Raw genomic sequence first — 19,491 nt, 5'->3', positions numbered from 1 at the left:
GCCGGTTCGCCGCAACCCGGTCAGTCGTCCGCCGCGACCGACTGTTCTTCCGACTCCTCCCGAGCGACGGCGTGGAGTGCGTTCTCGACGGTACCGTGTTCGGCGGCGTGCGGCCGTCCCTCCGCGTCGCCGTAGCCCTCGTTGACCATCCGGTTGCGGTTCAGACACAGTTTCGTGAACTCGGGGCGCAGCAGGTCGAACGTCTCGAAGCGGTCTTCCAGTTCGGGGAACTGCGACTGGTAGTCGAGGATCGCCTCGCGGACCTGCGTCCAGAACTTCTCTTCGGGGTAGTCGCGGTGCTCGGTCAGCACGTTCGACACGTACCGGTAGACACAGACGAACAGCCCGCAGAAGACGAACTGACAGAGCCCCTCCGGCGGTTCGCGGCGGAGCACGTCGGTCAGCTCGTCGGGCAACTGCTCCAGCTCCGGCAGGGGCTGGTCGCTGACGTTCACGTCGTCGACGAAGTCCTTCACCGCCAGACGCGTCGGGACGTTCTCCTCGTCGAGGATCAGGATGGTGTTCTCCCCGTGTGGCGAGAACACGGTCCCGTAGCGGTAGAGATAGTGCAGCAGCGGCGGCAGCATCGTCGCGAACAGCTCGTCCAGCCACGCCTCGAGGTCGAGCGGCGAGCGGTCGACGAGTTCGCCGACGACTGGCGTCCCGTCGTCGACGTGCATCAGCGCCGACAGCGTGACGGGGCGTTCGTCGTCGTCGACGAGTCCTTCGACGCTCTCGCGCCAGACGGTGCCGAGCAGTTCGTCGTACTGGTAGGCGTTGCCGTCGAGTCGCGCGAACTCGGGGTGGTCGTAGTTGACGCCCGCGACTTCGCCGGGGAGGACGAGTTCGCACTCCTCGCGGAGGAACTCGTCGTCGTCGCGAATCCCCTTGACGTACTCGGTGACGAGCGGTGCGGCCTCGGTCCGGTCGCCGGGGAGCCCGCGCCAGACGAGCGTGTTCAGGATGCGCATCGGGAGCTTCACGTTCCGCTTCTCGGGGTCGTCGACGTTGAGGAACGTCCGCACGGACTGGGCGGGGAGATACTCGTCGGACGTCTCGCCGAGCGGGACGATGCGCTCCTCGGCGATCTCCTTGCTGTAGAGCTGTGCGACCGTGTTGTCCCACTGCCACTCGTGGACCGGCATGAAGTAGTAGTTCTCGGGGTCCCGGCCGCGGGACTCGAGACGCGACTCGAACGTCTCGTACAGCTCTCCCAGCTCCTCCCGGAGCAGTCGGGCGGGCGACAGTCCCTCGACGGTGGCGAACGTCGAGCGCTCCTTGCTGACTGCGAGCCACGAGAGCTGCACCGGCTCTTTTCGCTCGGGGGCGTAGTTCAGGTAATCGTCGTACCCCCAGCCGAGTCGACCCTTGTTGTAGGTGATCCACGGGTGGCCGGTCATCTCGCCCTCGAGTTCGGCGTAGCTCATCCCGGCGACGTCCCGGTCGGACTCCCGTTGACGCTTCCGGGTGTGGGCGTCCGCCAACAGCGTGTTGCGGTACTCGCGGACGAGGTGGCCGACCGTCATCTCCGGCGTGCCGATCTGTTCGTGTGCGTCGAGGAGGAACGCCACGGGGTCGGTGGCGGGCTCCCAGTCGTCGCCCTCGTCGGGTTCCTCCGCGTCACCGGACTCCCGTCGCTCGATACTCTCCTCGTCGACGAGGTAGCTGTCCATCAGGCGGCTCTCGGCGACGAATCGGTAGTCGACGTCGTCGAACGTGAGTTCGTACCGGGTCCCGCGGTCGGTCTCCTCGACCGCCTCGAGGTCGAGGAGGTCCTCGTAGGCGAACTCCGCGAGCATCTTCGCGAGCAGTTCGCGCTCGACGGCGGCGAGGGTGTCTTCGTCCAGCGCCTCCAGCAGAGTCTCTACGTCGTCGATCGCGTCCGGCGTCTCGGCGGCGTCGTCGGTGGCTGTGCTCTCGGTGGTGTCGTTGTCGGTCATGGTGTGTCTGAGTCGGTCGTGTGTCGGCTGGTCTGATCGCTGTGCGGTCTCAGTCGTCGGGGTTCGGCGGCGTCGGTCGGTCGCTCTCTCCTCGGCGGTCGGCGGGGTCGGCGTCGACGAGTTCGGTCACCGGCGACCCCGACGCGAACGCCTCGGCGCCGAAGTCCTGATAGACGGTGTCCTCGTCGACGGGGTACGGCGAGTCGTCGAGCAACTGGTCGAGGATGACGGCGTTGCGGTAGGTGCCGAGACCGAGATCCGGCGCGCCGACGCCGTGGGTGTGCATCTCGGCGTTCTGGACGAACAGCCGACCGTCGAGGCCGGTCGTCTCCAGTCCGTACGTCTCTTCGACGCGGAACCGTCCCCGGTCGTCGCGGCGGATGTGCGGTTCTAGTTCGTCGAGGAAGTCGGGCGTCGGTCGGTGGTAGCCGGTGCCGAGGACGACGACGTCGCTCTCGTGGGTGAACGACGTCCCCTCCTGCCACTGTCGACAGCGCAGTCGGTATCGCTCGTCCGCCGGGTCGATGTCTTCGACCTCGGTCATCGCCAGGAGCCCGACGTCCGGGTCGGCGTCGCCGATGGAGTGCTCGTAGAGCGTCTCGTAGATCTCGTCGCTCGTGTCCGGGTCGATCCCCTTGTAGAGTAGATCCTGCTCGGGAAGCACCTCGTCGGAGACGGCCTGCGGGAGGTCGTAGAAGTACTGCGTGTACTCCGGCGTGAAGTGCTGGAGGCCGAGTTTCGAGTACTCCATCGGGAAGAACCCCTCCGAGCGCGTCAGCCAATCGAGGCGGTAGTCGTGGTCCGGTTGCCGTTCGAGCAGGTCCTGGAACACCTCGGCGGCGCTCTGCCCGGAGCCGACGACGGTGATGCCGTCGGCGTCGAGCGCCTGTTCGCGGTTGGGCAGGTAGCCCGCCGTGTGGAACACGTCCGCGTCGGGCAGGTCGTCGAACGGTTCGGGGACGAACGGGCGACTGCCGACGCCGACGACGAGATGGCGGGTCAGATAGCGGTGCGTCTCGCCCGTCTCCGGGTCGCACGCGGTGACGACGAAGGCCGCTTCAGTCTCTTCTGACGCGGGGACGACCCGCTCGACGCGACGGCCGAACCGGCAGGCCGGCACGCGCTCGGCGACCCACTTGCAGTAGTCGTCGTACTCCCGTCGCGGGATCTGGAACCGCTCGTAGAAGTACGACTGGTAGATGCGGTCGGTCTCGCGGGCGTAGTTGAGGTAGCTGTGCTCGCTCGTCGGGTCCGCGAGTGTGACGAGGTCCGCGAGGAACGGTACTTCGAGCGTCGCCCCCTCGACGAGCATCCCCTCGTGCCACGCGAACTCGGGTTTCTGTTCGAGGAAGACGGCGTCGAGGTCGGCGTCCTCGTCGTCTGCGAGCGCTGCGAGGCCGAGGTTGAACGGGCCGAGGCCGACGCCGAGCAGGTCGTAGACGCGGTCGTGGGTAGTGAGGTCGGCGTCGTCGGATGACCTCGAAGACGAGTCGCTCGTCATGCCTCTCCCTCCCGTCTCTCGGCGTCGACCGGCCGCTCCGGCGCGAGCACCTCGCGTTCGAACCGCTCGCGTTCGCACGTCATGAGCAGCGCGTCCTTCTCGTCCAGTTCGATCTCGCGGACGGGTTCGAAGCCGCACTGCTCGAAGACGTGGACGACCACGTCGTTTCGGACGTCCGGTTCCGTCACGACGCGCTGGGTCTCGGGGTGGCGGAACTGGAACGCCGTCATCGCCCGGAGCAGCGGCTCGGCGTAGCCCTGTCCGAGATACTCCGGCGGCCCGAACAACAGGTGGATCCCCTGGTCGGCCGGGTCGGCGTCGTAGTAGTCGGCGATCACGTCGTCCGCGGCCCAGTAGCGCTCCCAGTAGCTCATCGGCACGTGGTCGAGGGTGCCAACATATGGGGTCAGATGGTCGTCCGCGAGCTTCGCGTCCAGCTCCGTTCGGAACTCCGGCAGTGGGTCGTTCAACTGCCAGTACGGCAGGACGTGCTCGCTGTTCAGCCACGCGTGGAGACGGCCGAGGTCCCGTTGTCGGTCGACGGGGCGGAAGCCGACGTGGCGGTCGATACTCCGGTCGTAGCGTTCGTAGTCGTAGTCGTTCGTCGTGAGTGCGATCGAATCGGTCATCGTGTGACCTCCTGTGTCTCCCCTCTCGCTCGGTCGAGTTCGGTGACCAACGGGTTCGGAATCTCCGTATACACCGACTGGTTCTCCAGGGACCCCTCCAGTTCGTCGAGCCCCTCGACGCGCGTCCGGAAGTTCGCCTTACAACGGATCTCGCGGGCCGAGAGCAGCGTCGAGACGAGCGACGTGTCGCCGCGCTCGAACCGCTGGAGCGTCGCCAACTCCTCGCGGAGAATCTCGAGCAGGTCGCGCTCGTCGACGAGTCCGGCGACGCCCAGCGCGTTGACGACGCCGAAGACGTTGTTGAGCACGACGTAGTAGCGGATGCGCTCGTCGGCGACGGCGTCGGGACAGATCGTGTCCGCCCGCTCGCCGACGCCCGGGAGGTGCGCGTCGACGTCGTCGTACACCGACTCGCGGAAGTAGTAGCCCTGGTTGTCACGGTAGCGGAACTCGTCGGGGTAGCCGTCGTCGAGGACGACGACGCTGTTCTGCTGGTGGGCCTCGACGCCGACGCCGTGGCGCAGGTAGAGCCACAGGATCGGTCGGACCGAGATAGCGAGGTACCGTGTGAACCAGTCGCGGGCGACGGCCTCGGTCGACCGACTCTCGCGTTCGGCCAGCGTCTCGACGATGCGCGCGAGTCGTGACGGGCCGTCGACGCCGTCCTGACAGAGGCCGACGACGGGCGTCGCGTTCGTCGCCGTCTCGCCCTCGAAGGGGTTCTCGCGGAGGACGACCTCGAAGCCGGACTCGGACTCGTCGCCGACGTCGAGCGTCAGGTAGGCCGGGTCCTGAATCACGTCGAACCGGGGGAACCGCTCGCGCAGCGCGTCGCCGATGTCCGTCGCCAGCAGCTCCGAGATGGCGACGCCGCGCTCCAGTTCGGGCCGCTTGTTCGTTCGCTCGGAGTTCGTGATGGCGACCTTCAGCGACCCCTTGTGCATGAACGACGACTCGGGGTGGTAGACCGTCCGCACCGACGTGGTTGGGTAGTACTCGCGGCCGACGGGGCCGAGGTCGGTGAGCAGCCCCTCGTCGACGGCCTCGCGGACGTGCGACTGGTCGAGGAGGTAGTCGGCTTGCCACGGATGCAGGGGAAGAAGCACGTCGTCGCTGTCGACGTGTTCAGCGACGAACTCAGGCGACACCGCGTCGTCCGCTCGCAGCTCGGCTTTCACCCACTCGGCGGCAGCGGTGTCGAGCGCCGAGTCGCTGGCGACGATGGACGGGTCCGCCCGGACGTAGTGAAGCGGGAAGGACCCGCGGAGTTCGGGGGCGTAGCTGGGCGCGTCGCGCTCGGCGATCCCCTCGCGACTCTTGGGCGTCGGATGCATGAGGTGGCCGTAGACGAGCGACTGCTCGGCGTCGCGAAAGGTGGTGTCGAAGCCGTAGAGGCGGTCCGAATCTCCCTCTCTCGCGGCGACGAACCGTTCGATGTTCGCCTTGCTGGAGAGCACACGCGAGAGCACGTCGTCCGTCGCCGTGGGCCCCTCGGCGGCGAGCGCCAGTTCCCGACAGAGCAGCGCCGCGAGCGTCGACGCGTCGAGTTCGATCGGGTCGTGCTCGCTGCCGGTTCCCTCGCCCGCGCCGACGACTCCGGTCGTGTAGGCCACCGGCAACTCGAACAGATGCCGCCCCGTCGGCGACTCGTACCGCAACGGTGCGTAGAGAGTCAGCTCCGACTCCGGGAGCGGGACGACGGCGACGTCGGCGTCGGTGTCGTCGCCGTCGTTCGCCCTCCGAACTGGTGTCCGCTCCGCGGCCCGGACGGCGTACGCCTGCGTCTCGCGGAGGTAGCAGTTCAGGAGACCGTGAATCGTCGCGGACTCGGCGTGCTCGGCGGGCGTCTCGCAGTCCGCCCCGACGGTCGTCATTCGACCACCTCCGACTCGACGGCGGCCCCGTACTGTTTCACGCTCACCAGCAGGTCTGCGACGTCGTCGACAGTCGTCTGCGGGTTCAACAGCGTGAGCTTCAGGTAGGCGTCGCCGTCGACCTCGGTGCGGGCGACGACGCCCAGCCCGCGCTCCAGCAGGTGGTCGCGGATCCGACGGTTGACCGCGTCGACCCAGTCGCCGGTCTCCCGGTCGGGGTGGGACCGGAGCGGCCGATACCGGAAGACGACGGCGTTCAGCGTCGGGTCGGCGGCCAGTTCCAGCGCCGGATCGCGCTCGACCAACTCGGCGACGTCGTCGGCGAGCGCCAGCGTGTAGTCGACGAGTTCGGCGACGCCCTCCCGTCCCAGCGTCCGGAACGTCACGAACGGTTTGAGCGCGTCGAACCGGCGGGTCGTCGCCAGCGACTTGCCGACCAGGTTCGGGACGCCCGCCGCCTCGTCGGTTTCGGGGTTGAGATACGACGCGTTCCGGTCTATCAGGTCGTAGTGCCGACCGTCGCGGACGAGGAACGCACCGCAGCTGATGGGCTGGTAGAGTAGCTTGTGGAAGTCGACGGCGACGGAGTCCGCACGGTCGACGCCCGCGAGTTTCTCTCGGTGGGTGTCGGAGACGGCGAGCGCCCCGCCGTAGGCGGCGTCGACGTGGAACCAGAGGTCGTGGTCGGCCGCCCGGTCGGCCAGCGCGGGCAGAGGGTCGACGCTGCCGAAGTCGGTCGTCCCCGCGGTGGCGACGAGCGCGAACGGTCTCTTTCCGTCTTCGTCCAGTCGTTCGAGTTCGGCGTCGAGGGCCTCGGGGTCCATCCGGTAGTCGTCGTCGGTGAGGACGGAGACGACGGCCTCCTCGCCCAGTCCGAGCACGGCGGCCGACTGCTCGGCGGTGAAGTGGCCGGTGTCCGAACAGAGGATGCGCAGGTCGGACGCTTCGGCCGGGAGCCCCTCGTCCTGTACGCGTCGGTCGAACGTCTCGGCGACGTAGCGGTCGCGTGCGAGCAGGAGTCCGAGCAGGTTCGAAGCCGTCCCGCCGCTCGTGAACACGCCGTCGGCAGCGTCCGTGTCGTAGCCGAACAGCGAACAGAGCTCCTCGACCATCGTCTCCTCGACGACCGTCGCGGCCGGACTCTGATCCCACGAGTCCATCGACTGGTTGACCGCGCTCAGCATCGTCTCGGCCGCGAGCGCCGGGATCGCGGTCGGACACTGGAGGTGGGCGACGCAGGTCGGATGCGAGGTGACGACCGAGTTGGCGAGGACGTGCTCGCGGACCCACGCGAGCGTCTCGTCGAGCCCCTCGCCCGTCTCCGGCAGCGGGTCGACGGCGAGTTCGTCGGCGAGCTCGTCGTACGTGGCTCCCGAGTACGGACCGTCCGCGGTGACGTCGAGGACGGCGTCGACGGCGGCGTCCATCGCCCGTCGGTAGGCGGCGGACCCCGCTCCCGTCCCGAGGAACGTGCCGACGCCGGGCGGCGTCTCCGCGGCGTCGTCTCCGCGCAGTCGCCGTCGGTGGTCGTTCACGCCACCACCTCCCGCGCTGCCGTCGCCGTGACGGCCTCGTGGAAGATGGCGGCGACGTCGTCGACCTGGTCGGGCGTGACGACCAGCGGCGGGAGGAACCGCACGGTCGCGCCGTGGCGGCCGCCCGTCTCGACGATCAGCCCGCGGTCGAAGCAGGCCGACTGGACCGCCGCGGCCCGGTCGCCGTCGGCCGGCAGCGCACCGGTCGCCTCGCGGTCGCCGTCGGGGTCGACGAACTCGACGCCGAGCATCAGTCCACGCCCGCGGACGTCGCCGACGGCGTCGAACTGCGCGGCGGTCTCTGCGAATCGCGAGCGGAGTCGCCGACCCATCTCGGCAGCGTGTTCGTGGAGGTCGTTCTCGAGGACGTGTTCGATGGTGGCGCGACCGGCCGCCATCGCCAGTTGGTTGCCCCGGAACGTGCCGGCGTGTGCGCCCGGCTCCCACACGTCGAGCTCGTCGCGGTAGACGACGACCGAGAGGGGGAGACCACCGCCGACGGCCTTCGAGAGCGTGACGACGTCGGGGACGACGTCGGCGTGTTCGAAGGCGAACAGCTCGCCCGTCCGTCCGAGCCCGGTCTGGATCTCGTCGACGATCAGCGGGACGTCGCGCTCGCGGGTGATGCGCCGTATCTCGCGGGTCCACTCGTCGGGGGCCGGGACCGCCCCGCCCTCGCCCTGGACGAGTTCGAGAATCATCCCAGCGGGGTCGACGACGCCGCTCTCGGGGTCGTCGAGCAGCTGTTCGATATACCGACTGACCGCCCGGTGGCCCTCGTCGCCGTCGAGACCGAACGGCGGGCGGAACTCGTAGGGGTAGGGGAGGTGGTGAACGTCGGCCATCAGTCCCGGAATGGGCTCCTTGGCGGCCGTGTCGCCCATCAGGCTGAGTGCGCCGTTGGTCATCCCGTGGTAGCCGCCCTGAAAGCCGAGGACGCTCCGGTTGCCGGTCGCCGTTTTGACGAGTTTCAGCGCGGCCTCGACGGCGTCCGTCCCGGCGGGGCTACAGAACTGTACCTTCGCGTCGTCCGCGAACTCGTCGGGGAGCGCCTCGAACAGCGCGTCGACGAACGCCTCCTTCTCCGGCGTCGTGATGTCGAGCGTGTGGACGGGACGGTCCTCCGCGAGCAACCGCTCTATCTCGGCGGTGACCGCGGGATGGTTGTGCCCGAGTGCGAGCGTCCCCGCTCCGGCCAGACAGTCGTAGTAGACGTCGCCGTCGACGTCTTCGACCTCGACGCCCCGCGCACGTTCGATCGCCAGCGGGAGATGCCGGGGGTAGGTTCGCGCGTTCGACTCCCGGTCTGCCTGCTGGGCGAGCAACGCCGCGTTCGAGCGGTCCTCACGCGACACGGGCCACCTCCCGGACGACCGCCGCTCCGTGTCGTGCGCCGCCTCTCGCTTTAGGGATACCTAAACTCATGCATGGTTTAGGCTCGCCTAACGATTGAAAAGTAGTTCGGTTTAGGCTAACCTAAATATTAACGAACCGAAACGTCGGATAGATCTTGGGAGGGTGGCCCGCGGCGTGGCAACCGAACGACTTTAACCGGAACCCCTGCCAAGGGGCGGTTATGACGACAGTACGGGCGATCGAGACGATGGCTGGCGACGACCCCATCACGATGCTGACCGCCTACGACGCGCCGACCGCGGCGCTCGTCGACGCGGCGGGCGTCGACCTGATCCTCGTCGGCGACAGTATGGGGAACGCGGCGCTGGGGTACGACTCGACGCTCCCGGTCACCGTCGAGGAGGTCCGCAGTCGGACGGCGGCCGTCGCCCGCGCGACCAGCGACGCCGTCGTCGTCGCCGACATGCCGTTTCTCTCGGTCGGGGTCGACGAGGCCCAGAGCATCGACCACTGCGGGCGGATGCTCAAGGAGGCTGACGCCGACGCGGTGAAACTGGAGTGTGGTCCCCACACGGTCGAACTGACGAAGCGACTCGTCGAACTCGGTGTTCCCGTCATGGCGCATCTCGGACTGACGCCCCAGCAGGTCAAACAGACCGGCTACCTCCGACAGGGGACCTCGAAGGCCGAAGCACAGGAGATTCTGGATCTCGCACGCGCACACGAGGAGGCCGGTGCGTTCTCGGTCGTCCTTGAACACGTCCCCGCCAACCTCGCCGCGCAGGTGACCGAGGAGTTGGCGATCCCGACCGTCGGAATCGGGGCCGGTCCGGACTGCGACGGGCAGGTGCTCGTCGTCAACGACGTCGTCGGACTCGGCGACAGCGTCCCTCCCTTCGCGAAACAGTTCGGCGACGTCCAGTCGGCGATGATGGAGGCTATCGGGAGCTACGTCGAGGCCGTCGAGTCCGGCACGTTCCCGGCGGAAGAACACAGTCACGTCGAACCCGACCTCGACGAACTGTACTGACTACTCGTCGGCGCTGACCGCACGTCGACGACGGATCGCTGTTCTGCCGGCCGTCTCTCGCGCTCAGAGCGACGCGAGGAACTCGTCGACGGCGTCGTTGAACGCCGCGGGCCGTTCGAGCATCGCCAGGTGGGCGGCGTCGTCGACGACGGCGACGTCGCAGTCGGGGATGTGGTCGGCGAGATAGTCGTGGTAGCGTCGCGGCGTCAGTCGGTCGTGTTCGCCGACGACGGCCAAGGTGGGGACGTCGATCGCTCCGAGGTCGTCCCGCACGTCGAACTGGTGGCTGGTCCGGAAGTCGCGGCTCGTCACCGCCTGCCCCGCCTCGTGCATCGCCTTCTTCGAGAGTTCGACGTGGCGCTCGTCGGCGTCGTGGAACAGGTGATCGGGTTCGTGGAGGAACTCGACGGCGCGCTCGAAATCCTCCTCGAGCCAGACGAGCAGATCCTCGAGGACGCTGAGTTTCGCCCCCGTCCCTGTGAGCACGAGGCCGTCCAGCGGGAGGTCGCGTTCGAGCGCGAGCGTCATGGCGACCGCGCCGCCGAGGGAGTTGCCGACGAGGACGCGGGCGTCGGTCTCCCGGGCGACGGCGACGACGTCGTCGACGTACGCCGCGAGCGTCTCTCCGCCGGGGTCGGCGTCGATGTCGTCGCTCTCGCCGTGACCGCTCAGATCGAGGGCGACTACGGGGCGCTCGCTGCCGAGCCGCGACTGTGCCTTCCAGACGCCGCGTGAGCCACCACTGCCGTGGACGAGGAGGACCGTCGGCCCCGCGTCGTCCGCGTCGCCGCGGAACCACCGCCGGTAGGCGATTGTCCGCCCGTGATGTGTGACTGTCTCCATGAGTCGTGTGTTCGCGTGCCAGCGCTTAAAGTCGCAGGGGTCGACGAACGGTGCGGAACCGCAATTCGAGTCGCTCTCAACTAACCCTCCGCTGTCTGTCGATTCGCCGGAGAAAGATTTAAATACTTGGAAAGCTAACTTGTGGTTAGGATTCCACATGAGTCAACAACTATTCGAAGGTCGTGACGACCGCTTCCTCCGCCGGTACGACTACGACGACCGCTGGGTCGTCGCGGCCGACCTCCGCGTGCCCGACGAAAGCGTCGACGTCGACGTCGTCGGACAGACGGCGATCATCGTCGTCGACACGGGCGACCAGCTGTTCGAGACTGAGTTCGAACTGCCTACTTCCGACGCGGAAGTGTTTATGAAAAACGGCGTCGTCACTATCACTGGTGCAAAATGAAGCTCACTGTCAAACCGCTCAAACAGAAGGACGCAGGTCGCGGACTCGCCGCCATCGACCGTCTCGCCGCCAAGGAGATGGATCTCTCGGGCGGCGACTTCATCCGTATCGACGGGAAGGAAGGCACTGCCATCGCCCGCGTCTGGCCGGGCTACCCGGAGGACGACGGGACGGGCGTCATCCGCATCGACGGCCGACTCCGCCAGCAGGCGAACGTCGGCATCGACGACAAAGTCGACGTCGAGAAGGCGGACGTCGAGCCCGCCGACGAGGTTACCATCGCGCTCCCACAGAACCTCCGCATCAGCGGCAACATCGGCCCGCACATCCGTGACAAACTCTCGGGACAGCCCGTCACGAAGGGCCAGTCGGTCCAGATCCCGTTCGGGTTCGGATTCATCGCCAGTCAGGGCCAGTCGGTCCCGCTGAAGATCGCCAAGACCTCGCCCGGCGGGACGGTCGTCATCAACGACTCCACGGAGATCACTATCAGCGAGAAGCCCGCAGAACAGATCCGCGAGACGGGCAGCGGCGCCGCCGGTGGCGGCGGTGAGGGTCCCGACGTCGCCTACGAGGACATCGGTGGCCTCGACCGCGAGTTAGAACAGGTCCGCGAGATGATCGAGCTGCCGATGCGGCATCCGGAGCTGTTCAAGCGACTCGGCATCGAACCGCCGAAGGGCGTGCTGCTGCACGGCCCGCCGGGGACGGGGAAGACGCTCATCGCGAAGGCCGTCGCCAACGAGATCGACGCCTCGTTCCACACCATCTCGGGGCCGGAGATCATGTCGAAGTACTACGGTGAGTCCGAAGAACAGCTCCGAGAGGTGTTCGAGGAGGCGACCGAGAACTCGCCGGCGATCGTCTTCATGGACGAGCTCGACTCTATCGCCGCCAAGCGCGAGGAGGCCGGCGGCGACGTCGAGCGCCGCGTCGTGGCCCAGCTGCTGAGCCTGATGGACGGACTCGAGGAACGCGGACAGGTCGTCGTCATCGGCGCGACCAACCGCATCGACGCCATCGACCCCGCGCTCCGCCGCGGCGGTCGTTTCGACCGCGAGATCGAGATCGGCGTCCCGGACCGCGACGGCCGCAAGGAGATCCTGCAGGTCCACACGCGGAACATGCCGCTCGTCGAGGAGATCGACCTCGACGTGTACGCCGACAACACCCACGGGTTCGTCGGTGCCGACCTCGAGTCGCTCGCCAAGGAGAGCGCGATGACCGCGCTCCGGCGCATCCGCCCGCAACTCGACCTCGAGGCCGACGAGATCGACGCCGAGGTGCTCGAGAACCTGCAGGTCACCGAGGAAGACTTCAAGGAGGCGCTGAAGGGGATCGAACCTTCGGCGCTCCGCGAGGTGTTCGTCGAGGTGCCGGACGTCACCTGGGAGGACGTCGGCGGCCTCGAAGACACCAAGGAGCGCCTCCGTGAGACTATCCAGTGGCCGCTGGAGTACCCCGAGGTGTTCCAGCAGATGGATATGGAGGCTGCGAAGGGCGTGCTCCTCTACGGGCCGCCGGGGACGGGGAAGACCCTGCTGGCGAAGGCCGTCGCCAACCAGGCGGAATCGAACTTCATCTCCATCAAGGGGCCCGAACTGCTGAACAAGTTCGTCGGCGAGTCCGAGAAGGGCGTCCGCGAAGTGTTCAAGAAGGCTCGTGAGAACGCCCCGACGGTGGTGTTCTTCGACGAGATCGACTCCATCGCGACCGAACGCGGCCGCAACACCGGCGACTCCGGCGTCAGCGAGCGCGTCGTCTCCCAACTGCTGACGGAACTCGACGGGCTCGAATCGCTGGAGGACGTCGTCGTCATCGCGACGACGAACCGGCCGGACCTCATCGACTCGGCGCTCCTGCGTCCCGGTCGACTCGACCGCCACGTTCACGTTCCCGTGCCGGACGAGGAGGCTCGCCGGAAGATCCTGGAGGTCCACACCCAGCACAAGCCGCTGGCCGACTCCGTCGACCTCGACCGACTGGCACGTCGGACTGAGGGCTACGTCGGCGCTGACCTCGAGGCGCTCGCCCGTGAGGCCGCGATGGTCGCCTCCCGGGATTTCATCCGCAGCGTCGACCGCGAGGAGGTCGTCGACTCCATCGGCAACGTCCGCGTGACGATGGACCACTTCGAGGAGGCGCTCGACCAGGTCCAACCGAGCGTCACCGACGACACCCGCCAGCGCTACGAGGAGATCGAAGAGCGGTTCAGGAAGAGCGAGGTCGAGAAGGGCGACGGCGAATACGGCCGGACGTTCCAGTAACGAGCTAAAAAGGCCGCGAGACTCGGGCTTTCAGCCCTCGCTCGCGGTACGATGCAGTCAGTTTTGCTTTTGTGAGTCGACCGTTGTGTCTGTCTCCGTTCCGATGGCGTAGACGACGCCACCGAGAAGGACGACAACCGGAAATCCGACACCGAGGAGGACTCCGATGCCGACAACTTCGGCGTCCAACGAATACGTGAGCACACCGGCCGCGATAAGCATCGTCTGGAGGACGAGGAGGGTCTCGATTCTGCGGGTGTCCCTACTCGGTCCTGAGTCGGGTGTGACAAAAGACAGTCGACTGAGTCAGCGCCTTCCGTCGCCGACACTCGTTCTATTCAGAAAATCAACAACTGCCCAAAAGGTTTATTTTGTGTCGGGTGTTATCGTGTATCACGGTAAGACATCACTCGGACGACGGCCGTATCGCTAGACGACCGCCCGCTGACCGGAACCACTACGAAACTGCATCGCACGACGACCGACGAACCGACCTGAACGGAGCACACACAACGATTCGAACACGCCAACCACCCGAAGACCGCATCGCTGGACGACCGCCCGCTGAACAGAATCACTACGAATCTGCATCGCGCGGCGACCGACGAACCGACCTGAACGGAGCACACGCAACGATTCGAACACACCAACCACCCGAAGACCGCATCGCTCACCGACCAACTACTTCGATTCACTCATAACCGACGTCGAGAGCGACCGCCAATCCCCACTCGTTTTTACACGGCAGGCGGAATACCCCCGTAATGGACGACGACTTACGAGCAAAGGTGCGCGCAGAGGCGGAGAAACACGCCCTGTTCAACGCACTCAAACACGACAGCGACGCCGACGTCGGTGCCATCATGGGACCGTTGATGGGCGAGAACCCCGACTTCCGTCCCCACGGCGACGAGATCCCCGGCATCGTCGGCGGCGTCGTCGGCGACGTCAACGGGATGTCCACCGAGGAGAAGCGCGAGCGACTGGGCGAACTCGCCCCCGAGCAGCTGGAGGAGCTCGACGCCGAGGACGACGAGGACGACCAGCTGCTCCCCGACCTACCGAACGCCGAGGAGTACGACGAGGTGCGGATGCGCGTCGCGCCGAATCCGAACGGCCCGTGGCATATCGGCCACGCTCGTATGCCCGCGGTCATCGGGACGTACGAGGAGATGTACGACGGCTCGTTCATCGTCCGGTTCGACGACACCGACCCCGAGACGAAACGCCCGGACCTCTCGGCGTACGACGCCATCCTCGAGGACATCGAGTACCTCGGGTTCGAACCGGACGAGGTGATGAAGGCCTCCGACCGCGTCGAGACCTACTACGACCACGCCCGCGACCTCATCGAGATGGGCGGCGCGTACACCTGTTCCTGTGAGGGCGAGACGTTCTCGGACCTGAAGAACAGCGCCGAGCCCTGCCCGCACCGCGACAAGGACGTCGAGACCGTGCTCGCGGAGTTCGCGTCGATGGTCGACGGCGACTACGCCTCCGGCGAGATGGTGCTCCGGGTCAAGACAGACATCGAGCACAAGAACCCCGCGCTGCGCGACTGGGTCGCCTTCCGGATGGTCGACACGCCCCACCCGCGCGAGGAGGCCGAAGACTACCGTGCGTGGCCGATGCTCGACTTCCAGTCCGGCGTCGACGACCATCTGACGGGCGTCACGCACATCATCCGCGGCATCGACCTGCAGGACTCTGCGAAGCGCCAGCAGTTCGTCTACGACTACTTCGACTGGGAGTACCCCGAAGTGCTGCACTGGGGGCACGTGCAGGTCGACGAGTACGGGGTCAAGATGTCGACGTCGACGATCAAACAGCTCATCGAAGACGGCGAACTCGACGGCTGGGACGACCCGCGCGCCCCGACCATCCAGAGCCTCCGCCGCCGCGGCATCCACGGCGAGGCCATCGTCGACGCGATGGTCGGCCTCGGTATGTCCACGAGCGGCGTCGACCTCGCGATGTCGACTATCTACGCCAACAACCGCGACATCGTCGACGACGCGGCCGACCGCTACTTCCTCGTCCGCGACGGCGTCGAGATGGCCGTCGTCGGCGGGCCGGAGGCCGGTGAACCGCCGCTGCACCCCGACCACGAGGAGCGCGGCCGTCGCCACATCCCCGTCCCCGGCGCGGTCCGCGTCGAACCCGACGACGTCCCCGCCAACGGCGAGCGCGTCTGGCTCAAAGGCTACGGCTGTGTCCGCCACACCCGCGACGCGTTCGAGTACACCGGTGACGACATCAGCGCCGTCCGCGAGGAGGGCGTCGACGTCGTTCACTGGGTCCCGGCCGACGACACTGTCTCGGTGACGATGCGCACCGCCGAGGGCGACGTCACGGGCGAGGCCGAACCCGACTTCGCCGACGCCGACGTCGACGAGGTCGTCCAGTTCGAGCGCGTCGGCTTCGCCCGCGTCGACGAGCAGAGTGGCGACGAAGCGGTCGTCTACTGGACACACAAGTAGCGTCGTTTGGCTCTCCCTCGAGATTACAGGAACGCCACCACGAGCATCACTGCGAGCATCGCCGCCGTGAGCACTACCTGGACCGCCGACGAGGCGAGCACACCAACCGTCGCGTACGCGGCGGTTCGGAGGCTGGCGTCGACGTCGTCGTTGCGGACGAACTCGACGGCGAACACCGTCCCCGCGATTCCGAGGAGGATGCCGAACGGGCCGGCGACGAAGAACAGGGCGAAGCCGACGACGGCGGCGACGGCCGTCGTCGTCAGCGACGCGCCGCCCGCGCGGGCAGCGATGGGGCCGGAGAAGTAGTCGACGACGAGCGCGACGAGGCCGACCAGCGTCAGCCCGACGAGGACGAACGGACCGGGGGCCGTGTAGCCACTCACCCACCAGTAGAGGTAGACGCCGACGAGCGAGCAGAGCGCGCCCGGGAGGAGTGGGACGACGCTTCCGACGACGCCGACGACGAGAAGCGCCAGTGCGACCAGCGCAAGTAGTTCCATCGTGTGGGGGGACGCCCTCGGTGAACAAGTAGGCGACGTTCGTCTCGCCGTCGACGACGGACGACGGCTGTCGACTAGTCGAGGCTCTCTCGGCGACGACGGCCGAAACGTCGGTGAGATAGCTGCAAGGGTTAAGTGCGTCGTCTGTGTTATACACAGTCATGGCAATCGACCCGAACTTCGAGCAGAACCGCGAGAAAGTCGGCGAGGAGAACGGCGTCGCCGTCTGGGGACCGGTCGACCCGCCGGAGCAGTTGGGCATTCACGGCACGCACGTCGCCGTCGACTTCGACATCTGTCTCGCCGACGGCGCGTGTCTCGAAGACTGCCCTGTCGACGTGTTCACCTGGGTCGACACGCCCGGCCACCCCGAAAGCGAGATCAAGGCCGAACCGACACACGAAGACCAGTGCATCGACTGTATGCTCTGTGTCGACGTCTGTCCGGTCGACGCAATCGACGTCGATCCGGGCCGTGCGGGTCGTCTCTGAGTCGCAGCGGGTCGCCCTCGTTCGCTGTGAGGAGGTGTCTCGTCTCTCGGCGTCTCGCGCGTCTCTGAGAGGGAGTATCGTCGCCAGCCGAGGTACGGCGAGCCCCGGTTGACTCCTCTCGTCGATTTCTACGGGAGAGATCTACGGACTGCTCCGACAGTCCCTCCGAGTCCTACTCGAGGGTGATCGGTCGTGCGTCCGACCGATACCGTTCCCAGACGTTTCTCCCCCACGCGACGGCCGACGCCGTCGAGTTCGTGATGACACCACGCAGTCCGCCGCTGTCGTCGTAGACGATGAGGGCCACCATCGGGTCAGGTTCGTCGACGACGACGAGTCCGAACGGGAGCGTCTCGTCGATGTTCCAGAGATGGGTGTCTCCCGTCTCGACGACCTCGACCGCCGCGGTGCGATACTGGTCGAAGAGATGTTCGACGACGGGCGTCTCGAGGAGGAGGTTCGCGTCGAGATCGCCGTCGACGATACACTCGTGGAAGAGTTCGACGTAGAGGGGGAGCAAGACCGGAGACATCCCTCGGAGGGCCGTGGCCTCGTGAACGATGTCTTCGATGGTGTTCACAGGGAGGTTCGGCGCGTGTCGTTCGGCGAAGACGACGTCCGCGCCTCGGAGGACGGCGAGCGAGTCGATCGCGTCCGAGGGGAGTACCGTCAGTAGCGACCCGGGAACACAGAGCACTTCGATGGCGTCGGTGTACTGCGCGTGCTGGTCGAACGCCAGCCGCCCGGTGAGCGTCAGACCGAACCCGTCGTCCGTCCGCTCGACGAGGGAGTGTTCTTCCAGCTCCCGGAGTGCCTTGTAGGCCGTCGACCGCGAGACGCCGAGCTCCTCCTGGAGGTCTCTGTTGTGCTTCGGGCCGTCTGCGAGACACGCGAGCACGTCTGCTCGCTGCGAGACCACGTCACTGACGGCGTCTGCGTCAAATCCACTCCCCATACTCATCGACGGTTCGTCCTCTCAACGTATAAGTATGTCAGATTAGATTACATTAATATCCGCAAAAACAAAACAACAGTGGGACAATTGTATGTGTCTCGAAAAACGAAATCTGTGTTACAGATCGAACGGTCGTTCAGGCTACGAAACAGATCCGAGTCGACGAGAGAAAACACGGTCGCTACCGCCGTTTCTCCCCGCGAGAGAAGTCTTCGACTCGGGACAGTGTGTTTACGAGTAAAGTGACGAGGGATGCGTAGAGAGCACCTTTCGATGTCTGTGATGGCTCGTTCTTTACCGGGCACGAATCGACTCTCGAAGCAACGAACGGACGGTGACACCGAAGCGCGGCTCTCTTCTCTCGTGGGCTGTCTCGGACGCTGTGCGGAGAGAGGGCTGTGACGCCGCTCGAACCAGCGTTTCGAGCGCTCTTGGTGACTGCGCTGATGATCCTCGTCGGGGTACCGCCGACCCTGTTGGCGGCAGTGTTACCCGTACTCCGGCGACGGGGGGTCGAGACGACGACCGTCCGCCGGATCGCACTCCTGTTCGTCGGTCCGTCGCTCGTCGCCGCAGTCGTCTCGGTGACGACGCTGACCGCACTCAAGTGGGAGCCGTCCGTCGCCGGCGTCGACACCGGCGTGTTCGTCTCCGCGGCTCTCGGCACCGAGCCCGGGATAGTCTGGCTCGTCCAGGCGACGCTCGGCCTCGGTCTCATCGCGCTCACGGTCGCCGTAGCGCGAGACACGAGGTGGGTGACGCAGCGACGGTGGCTCGCGACGGTGACGGCCGGGTCGCTCACCATGCTCGCGGTGTTCTGCTGGACGCGCTATTCGACGGCCGTCTCGAGCCGCGAGTTAGCCGTCTTCGTGAAGTGGGTCCACATGACTGGCGCCGCGCTCTGGGTCGGCGGACTGTTCGTCATGGCGAGGCTCTCGTCGTTCTTCCCCGAGGAGAGCGACGCCGACCTCGATGCGATCGTCGCGGCGTTCATCCGCCGGTTCTCGCTGCTGGCGGTCGCGGGCGTGACGATCGCGTTCGTCACGGGGATCCTCATCACCAGCTGGCACGTGCCGAGCGTCGACGCGCTCCTCACGACGCCGTACGGGCTCGTGGTCGTCGCCAAGGTCGGTCTCGTCCTCGGGGCGGCGGGCCTCGGCGGGTTCAACCGACTCGTCCTGCACGGACTGATCCAGGGAACCGACGACCGTCGCTCTCGAGAGGCGCTACCGGGACTGCTCGTCCTCGACCGCCGGTTCCGTGCCCGCGATGCGGTGCGATCGTTCGTCACCGCCGTTCGCGTCGAACTTGCGGTGCTCGTGGTCGCGCTGTTGGCTTCGGTGGTGCTCACCGCCGTCTTCCAGCCGTCCTACACGGTCGTCGACATCGCCCCGAGACAGGTGTTTCTCACCGCCGCCGGGTCGGCAGCGAGCAACGTCCTGTTCTTCAGTCCGCTGGTTCAACCGCTGAGCACGTGGTTCGCCGAGATGCTCCAGCTCGGAGCGATCGCGGTCGCCATCGTCGGGTCGCTGGCTCTGGGCTACGAACTCGGTGAGTTCGGCGCTCACCGCCGCTGACCGCGACTCCGTCTCCAGCTACCGTTCTTCCCGGAACGGTCGACGTGTCTCCGTAAAATCATACTAGATGATTATTACGAACGTGTGTGTACTACCTGACGGAA

At 66.7% G+C, this 19,491-nt stretch carries 15 protein-coding genes; 6 read left to right on the top strand and 9 right to left on the bottom strand.

The features are described 5' to 3' along the window. Positions 1 to 20 precede the first annotated feature (20 nt). Genes BSG17_RS10170 through BSG17_RS10145 form a run of 6 tightly spaced genes read right to left on the bottom strand, consistent with a single transcriptional unit; the run spans position 21 to position 8,834 of the window. Positions 21 to 1,940, bottom strand: coding sequence for an IucA/IucC family protein (locus BSG17_RS10170; protein ID WP_089823624.1), 1,920 nt, complete (start codon positions 1,938 to 1,940; stop codon positions 21 to 23). 49 nt (positions 1,941 to 1,989) lie between these two features. Continuing rightward, the gene (locus tag BSG17_RS10165) at positions 1,990 to 3,441 is read right to left on the bottom strand and encodes a lysine N(6)-hydroxylase/L-ornithine N(5)-oxygenase family protein (protein ID WP_089823622.1); all 1,452 of its coding nucleotides are present in this window, start codon (positions 3,439 to 3,441) and stop codon (positions 1,990 to 1,992) included. Further along, on the bottom strand, positions 3,438 to 4,070 hold the full coding sequence (locus BSG17_RS10160) for a GNAT family N-acetyltransferase (RefSeq protein ID WP_089823620.1): 633 nt from the start codon (positions 4,068 to 4,070) through the stop codon (positions 3,438 to 3,440). The genes BSG17_RS10165 and BSG17_RS10160 overlap by 4 nt, the downstream gene beginning before the upstream one ends. Next, the gene (locus BSG17_RS10155) at positions 4,067 to 5,944 is read right to left on the bottom strand and encodes an IucA/IucC family protein (protein WP_089823618.1); all 1,878 of its coding nucleotides are present in this window, start codon (positions 5,942 to 5,944) and stop codon (positions 4,067 to 4,069) included. Before BSG17_RS10155 ends, BSG17_RS10160 begins: the two co-directional genes overlap by 4 nt. Further along, a complete protein-coding gene (locus tag BSG17_RS10150; RefSeq protein ID WP_394327964.1) occupies positions 5,941 to 7,479 on the bottom strand; it encodes a pyridoxal phosphate-dependent decarboxylase family protein in 1,539 nt (512 codons plus the stop codon). Before BSG17_RS10150 ends, BSG17_RS10155 begins: the two co-directional genes overlap by 4 nt. Continuing rightward, the gene (locus tag BSG17_RS10145) at positions 7,476 to 8,834 is read right to left on the bottom strand and encodes a diaminobutyrate--2-oxoglutarate transaminase (RefSeq protein ID WP_089823616.1); all 1,359 of its coding nucleotides are present in this window, start codon (positions 8,832 to 8,834) and stop codon (positions 7,476 to 7,478) included. The genes BSG17_RS10150 and BSG17_RS10145 overlap by 4 nt, the downstream gene beginning before the upstream one ends. Positions 8,835 to 9,055: 221 nt before the next feature. On the opposite strand from BSG17_RS10145, the gene panB reads away from it, so the two are divergent. Continuing rightward, positions 9,056 to 9,865 carry a 3-methyl-2-oxobutanoate hydroxymethyltransferase gene (panB, locus tag BSG17_RS10140; protein ID WP_089823613.1) on the top strand — a complete coding sequence of 270 codons (810 nt, stop codon included), beginning with the start codon at positions 9,056 to 9,058 and terminating at the stop codon, positions 9,863 to 9,865. 63 nt (positions 9,866 to 9,928) lie between these two features. Here the strand turns inward: panB and BSG17_RS10135 are convergent, their stop codons facing one another. After that, on the bottom strand, positions 9,929 to 10,708 hold the full coding sequence (locus tag BSG17_RS10135) for an alpha/beta fold hydrolase (RefSeq protein WP_089823611.1): 780 nt from the start codon (positions 10,706 to 10,708) through the stop codon (positions 9,929 to 9,931). Positions 10,709 to 10,865: 157 nt separating this feature from the next. Between BSG17_RS10135 and BSG17_RS10130 the strand changes: the two genes are divergently transcribed. From BSG17_RS10130 to BSG17_RS10120, 3 genes are all read left to right on the top strand, one after another. After that, on the top strand, positions 10,866 to 11,114 hold the full coding sequence (locus BSG17_RS10130) for a DUF7127 family protein (RefSeq protein ID WP_089823609.1): 249 nt from the start codon (positions 10,866 to 10,868) through the stop codon (positions 11,112 to 11,114). Continuing rightward, entirely contained in the window at positions 11,111 to 13,381 is a 2,271-nt protein-coding gene (locus BSG17_RS10125) for a CDC48 family AAA ATPase (RefSeq protein WP_089823608.1), read from the top strand. The genes BSG17_RS10130 and BSG17_RS10125 overlap by 4 nt, the downstream gene beginning before the upstream one ends. Before the next feature lie 764 nt (positions 13,382 to 14,145). Next, positions 14,146 to 15,861 carry a glutamate--tRNA ligase gene (locus BSG17_RS10120; protein WP_089823606.1) on the top strand — a complete coding sequence of 572 codons (1,716 nt, stop codon included), beginning with the start codon at positions 14,146 to 14,148 and terminating at the stop codon, positions 15,859 to 15,861. A 23-nt stretch (positions 15,862 to 15,884) separates the two neighbouring features. Here BSG17_RS10120 and BSG17_RS10115 read toward each other — a convergent pair whose 3' ends face one another. Beyond that, positions 15,885 to 16,364: a DUF456 domain-containing protein gene (locus BSG17_RS10115; protein WP_089823604.1), complete on the bottom strand. Its 480-nt coding sequence runs from the start codon at positions 16,362 to 16,364 to the stop codon at positions 15,885 to 15,887. Between the two features lie 161 nt (positions 16,365 to 16,525). On the opposite strand from BSG17_RS10115, the gene BSG17_RS10110 reads away from it, so the two are divergent. Next, positions 16,526 to 16,855, top strand: a complete 330-nt coding sequence (locus tag BSG17_RS10110) for a 4Fe-4S dicluster domain-containing protein (RefSeq protein ID WP_089823602.1) — start codon at positions 16,526 to 16,528, stop codon at positions 16,853 to 16,855. Positions 16,856 to 17,027: 172 nt separating this feature from the next. On the opposite strand, the gene BSG17_RS10105 is transcribed toward BSG17_RS10110, so the two are convergent. Next, positions 17,028 to 17,810 carry a helix-turn-helix transcriptional regulator gene (locus BSG17_RS10105; protein ID WP_170864773.1) on the bottom strand — a complete coding sequence of 261 codons (783 nt, stop codon included), beginning with the start codon at positions 17,808 to 17,810 and terminating at the stop codon, positions 17,028 to 17,030. Positions 17,811 to 18,208: 398 nt separating this feature from the next. On the opposite strand from BSG17_RS10105, the gene BSG17_RS10100 reads away from it, so the two are divergent. After that, complete coding sequence (locus tag BSG17_RS10100) at positions 18,209 to 19,387, top strand: copper resistance D family protein (RefSeq protein WP_089823598.1); 1,179 nt, start codon at positions 18,209 to 18,211, stop codon at positions 19,385 to 19,387. Positions 19,388 to 19,491: the final 104 nt, after the last annotated feature.

The organism is Halogranum amylolyticum, from assembly GCF_900110465.1.
GTDB classification, from domain to species: Archaea; Halobacteriota; Halobacteria; order Halobacteriales; family Haloferacaceae; genus Halogranum; species Halogranum amylolyticum.
The sequence above is the reverse complement of the archived record's forward strand: the minus strand, read 5'-3'. Positions and strand labels throughout refer to the sequence as shown.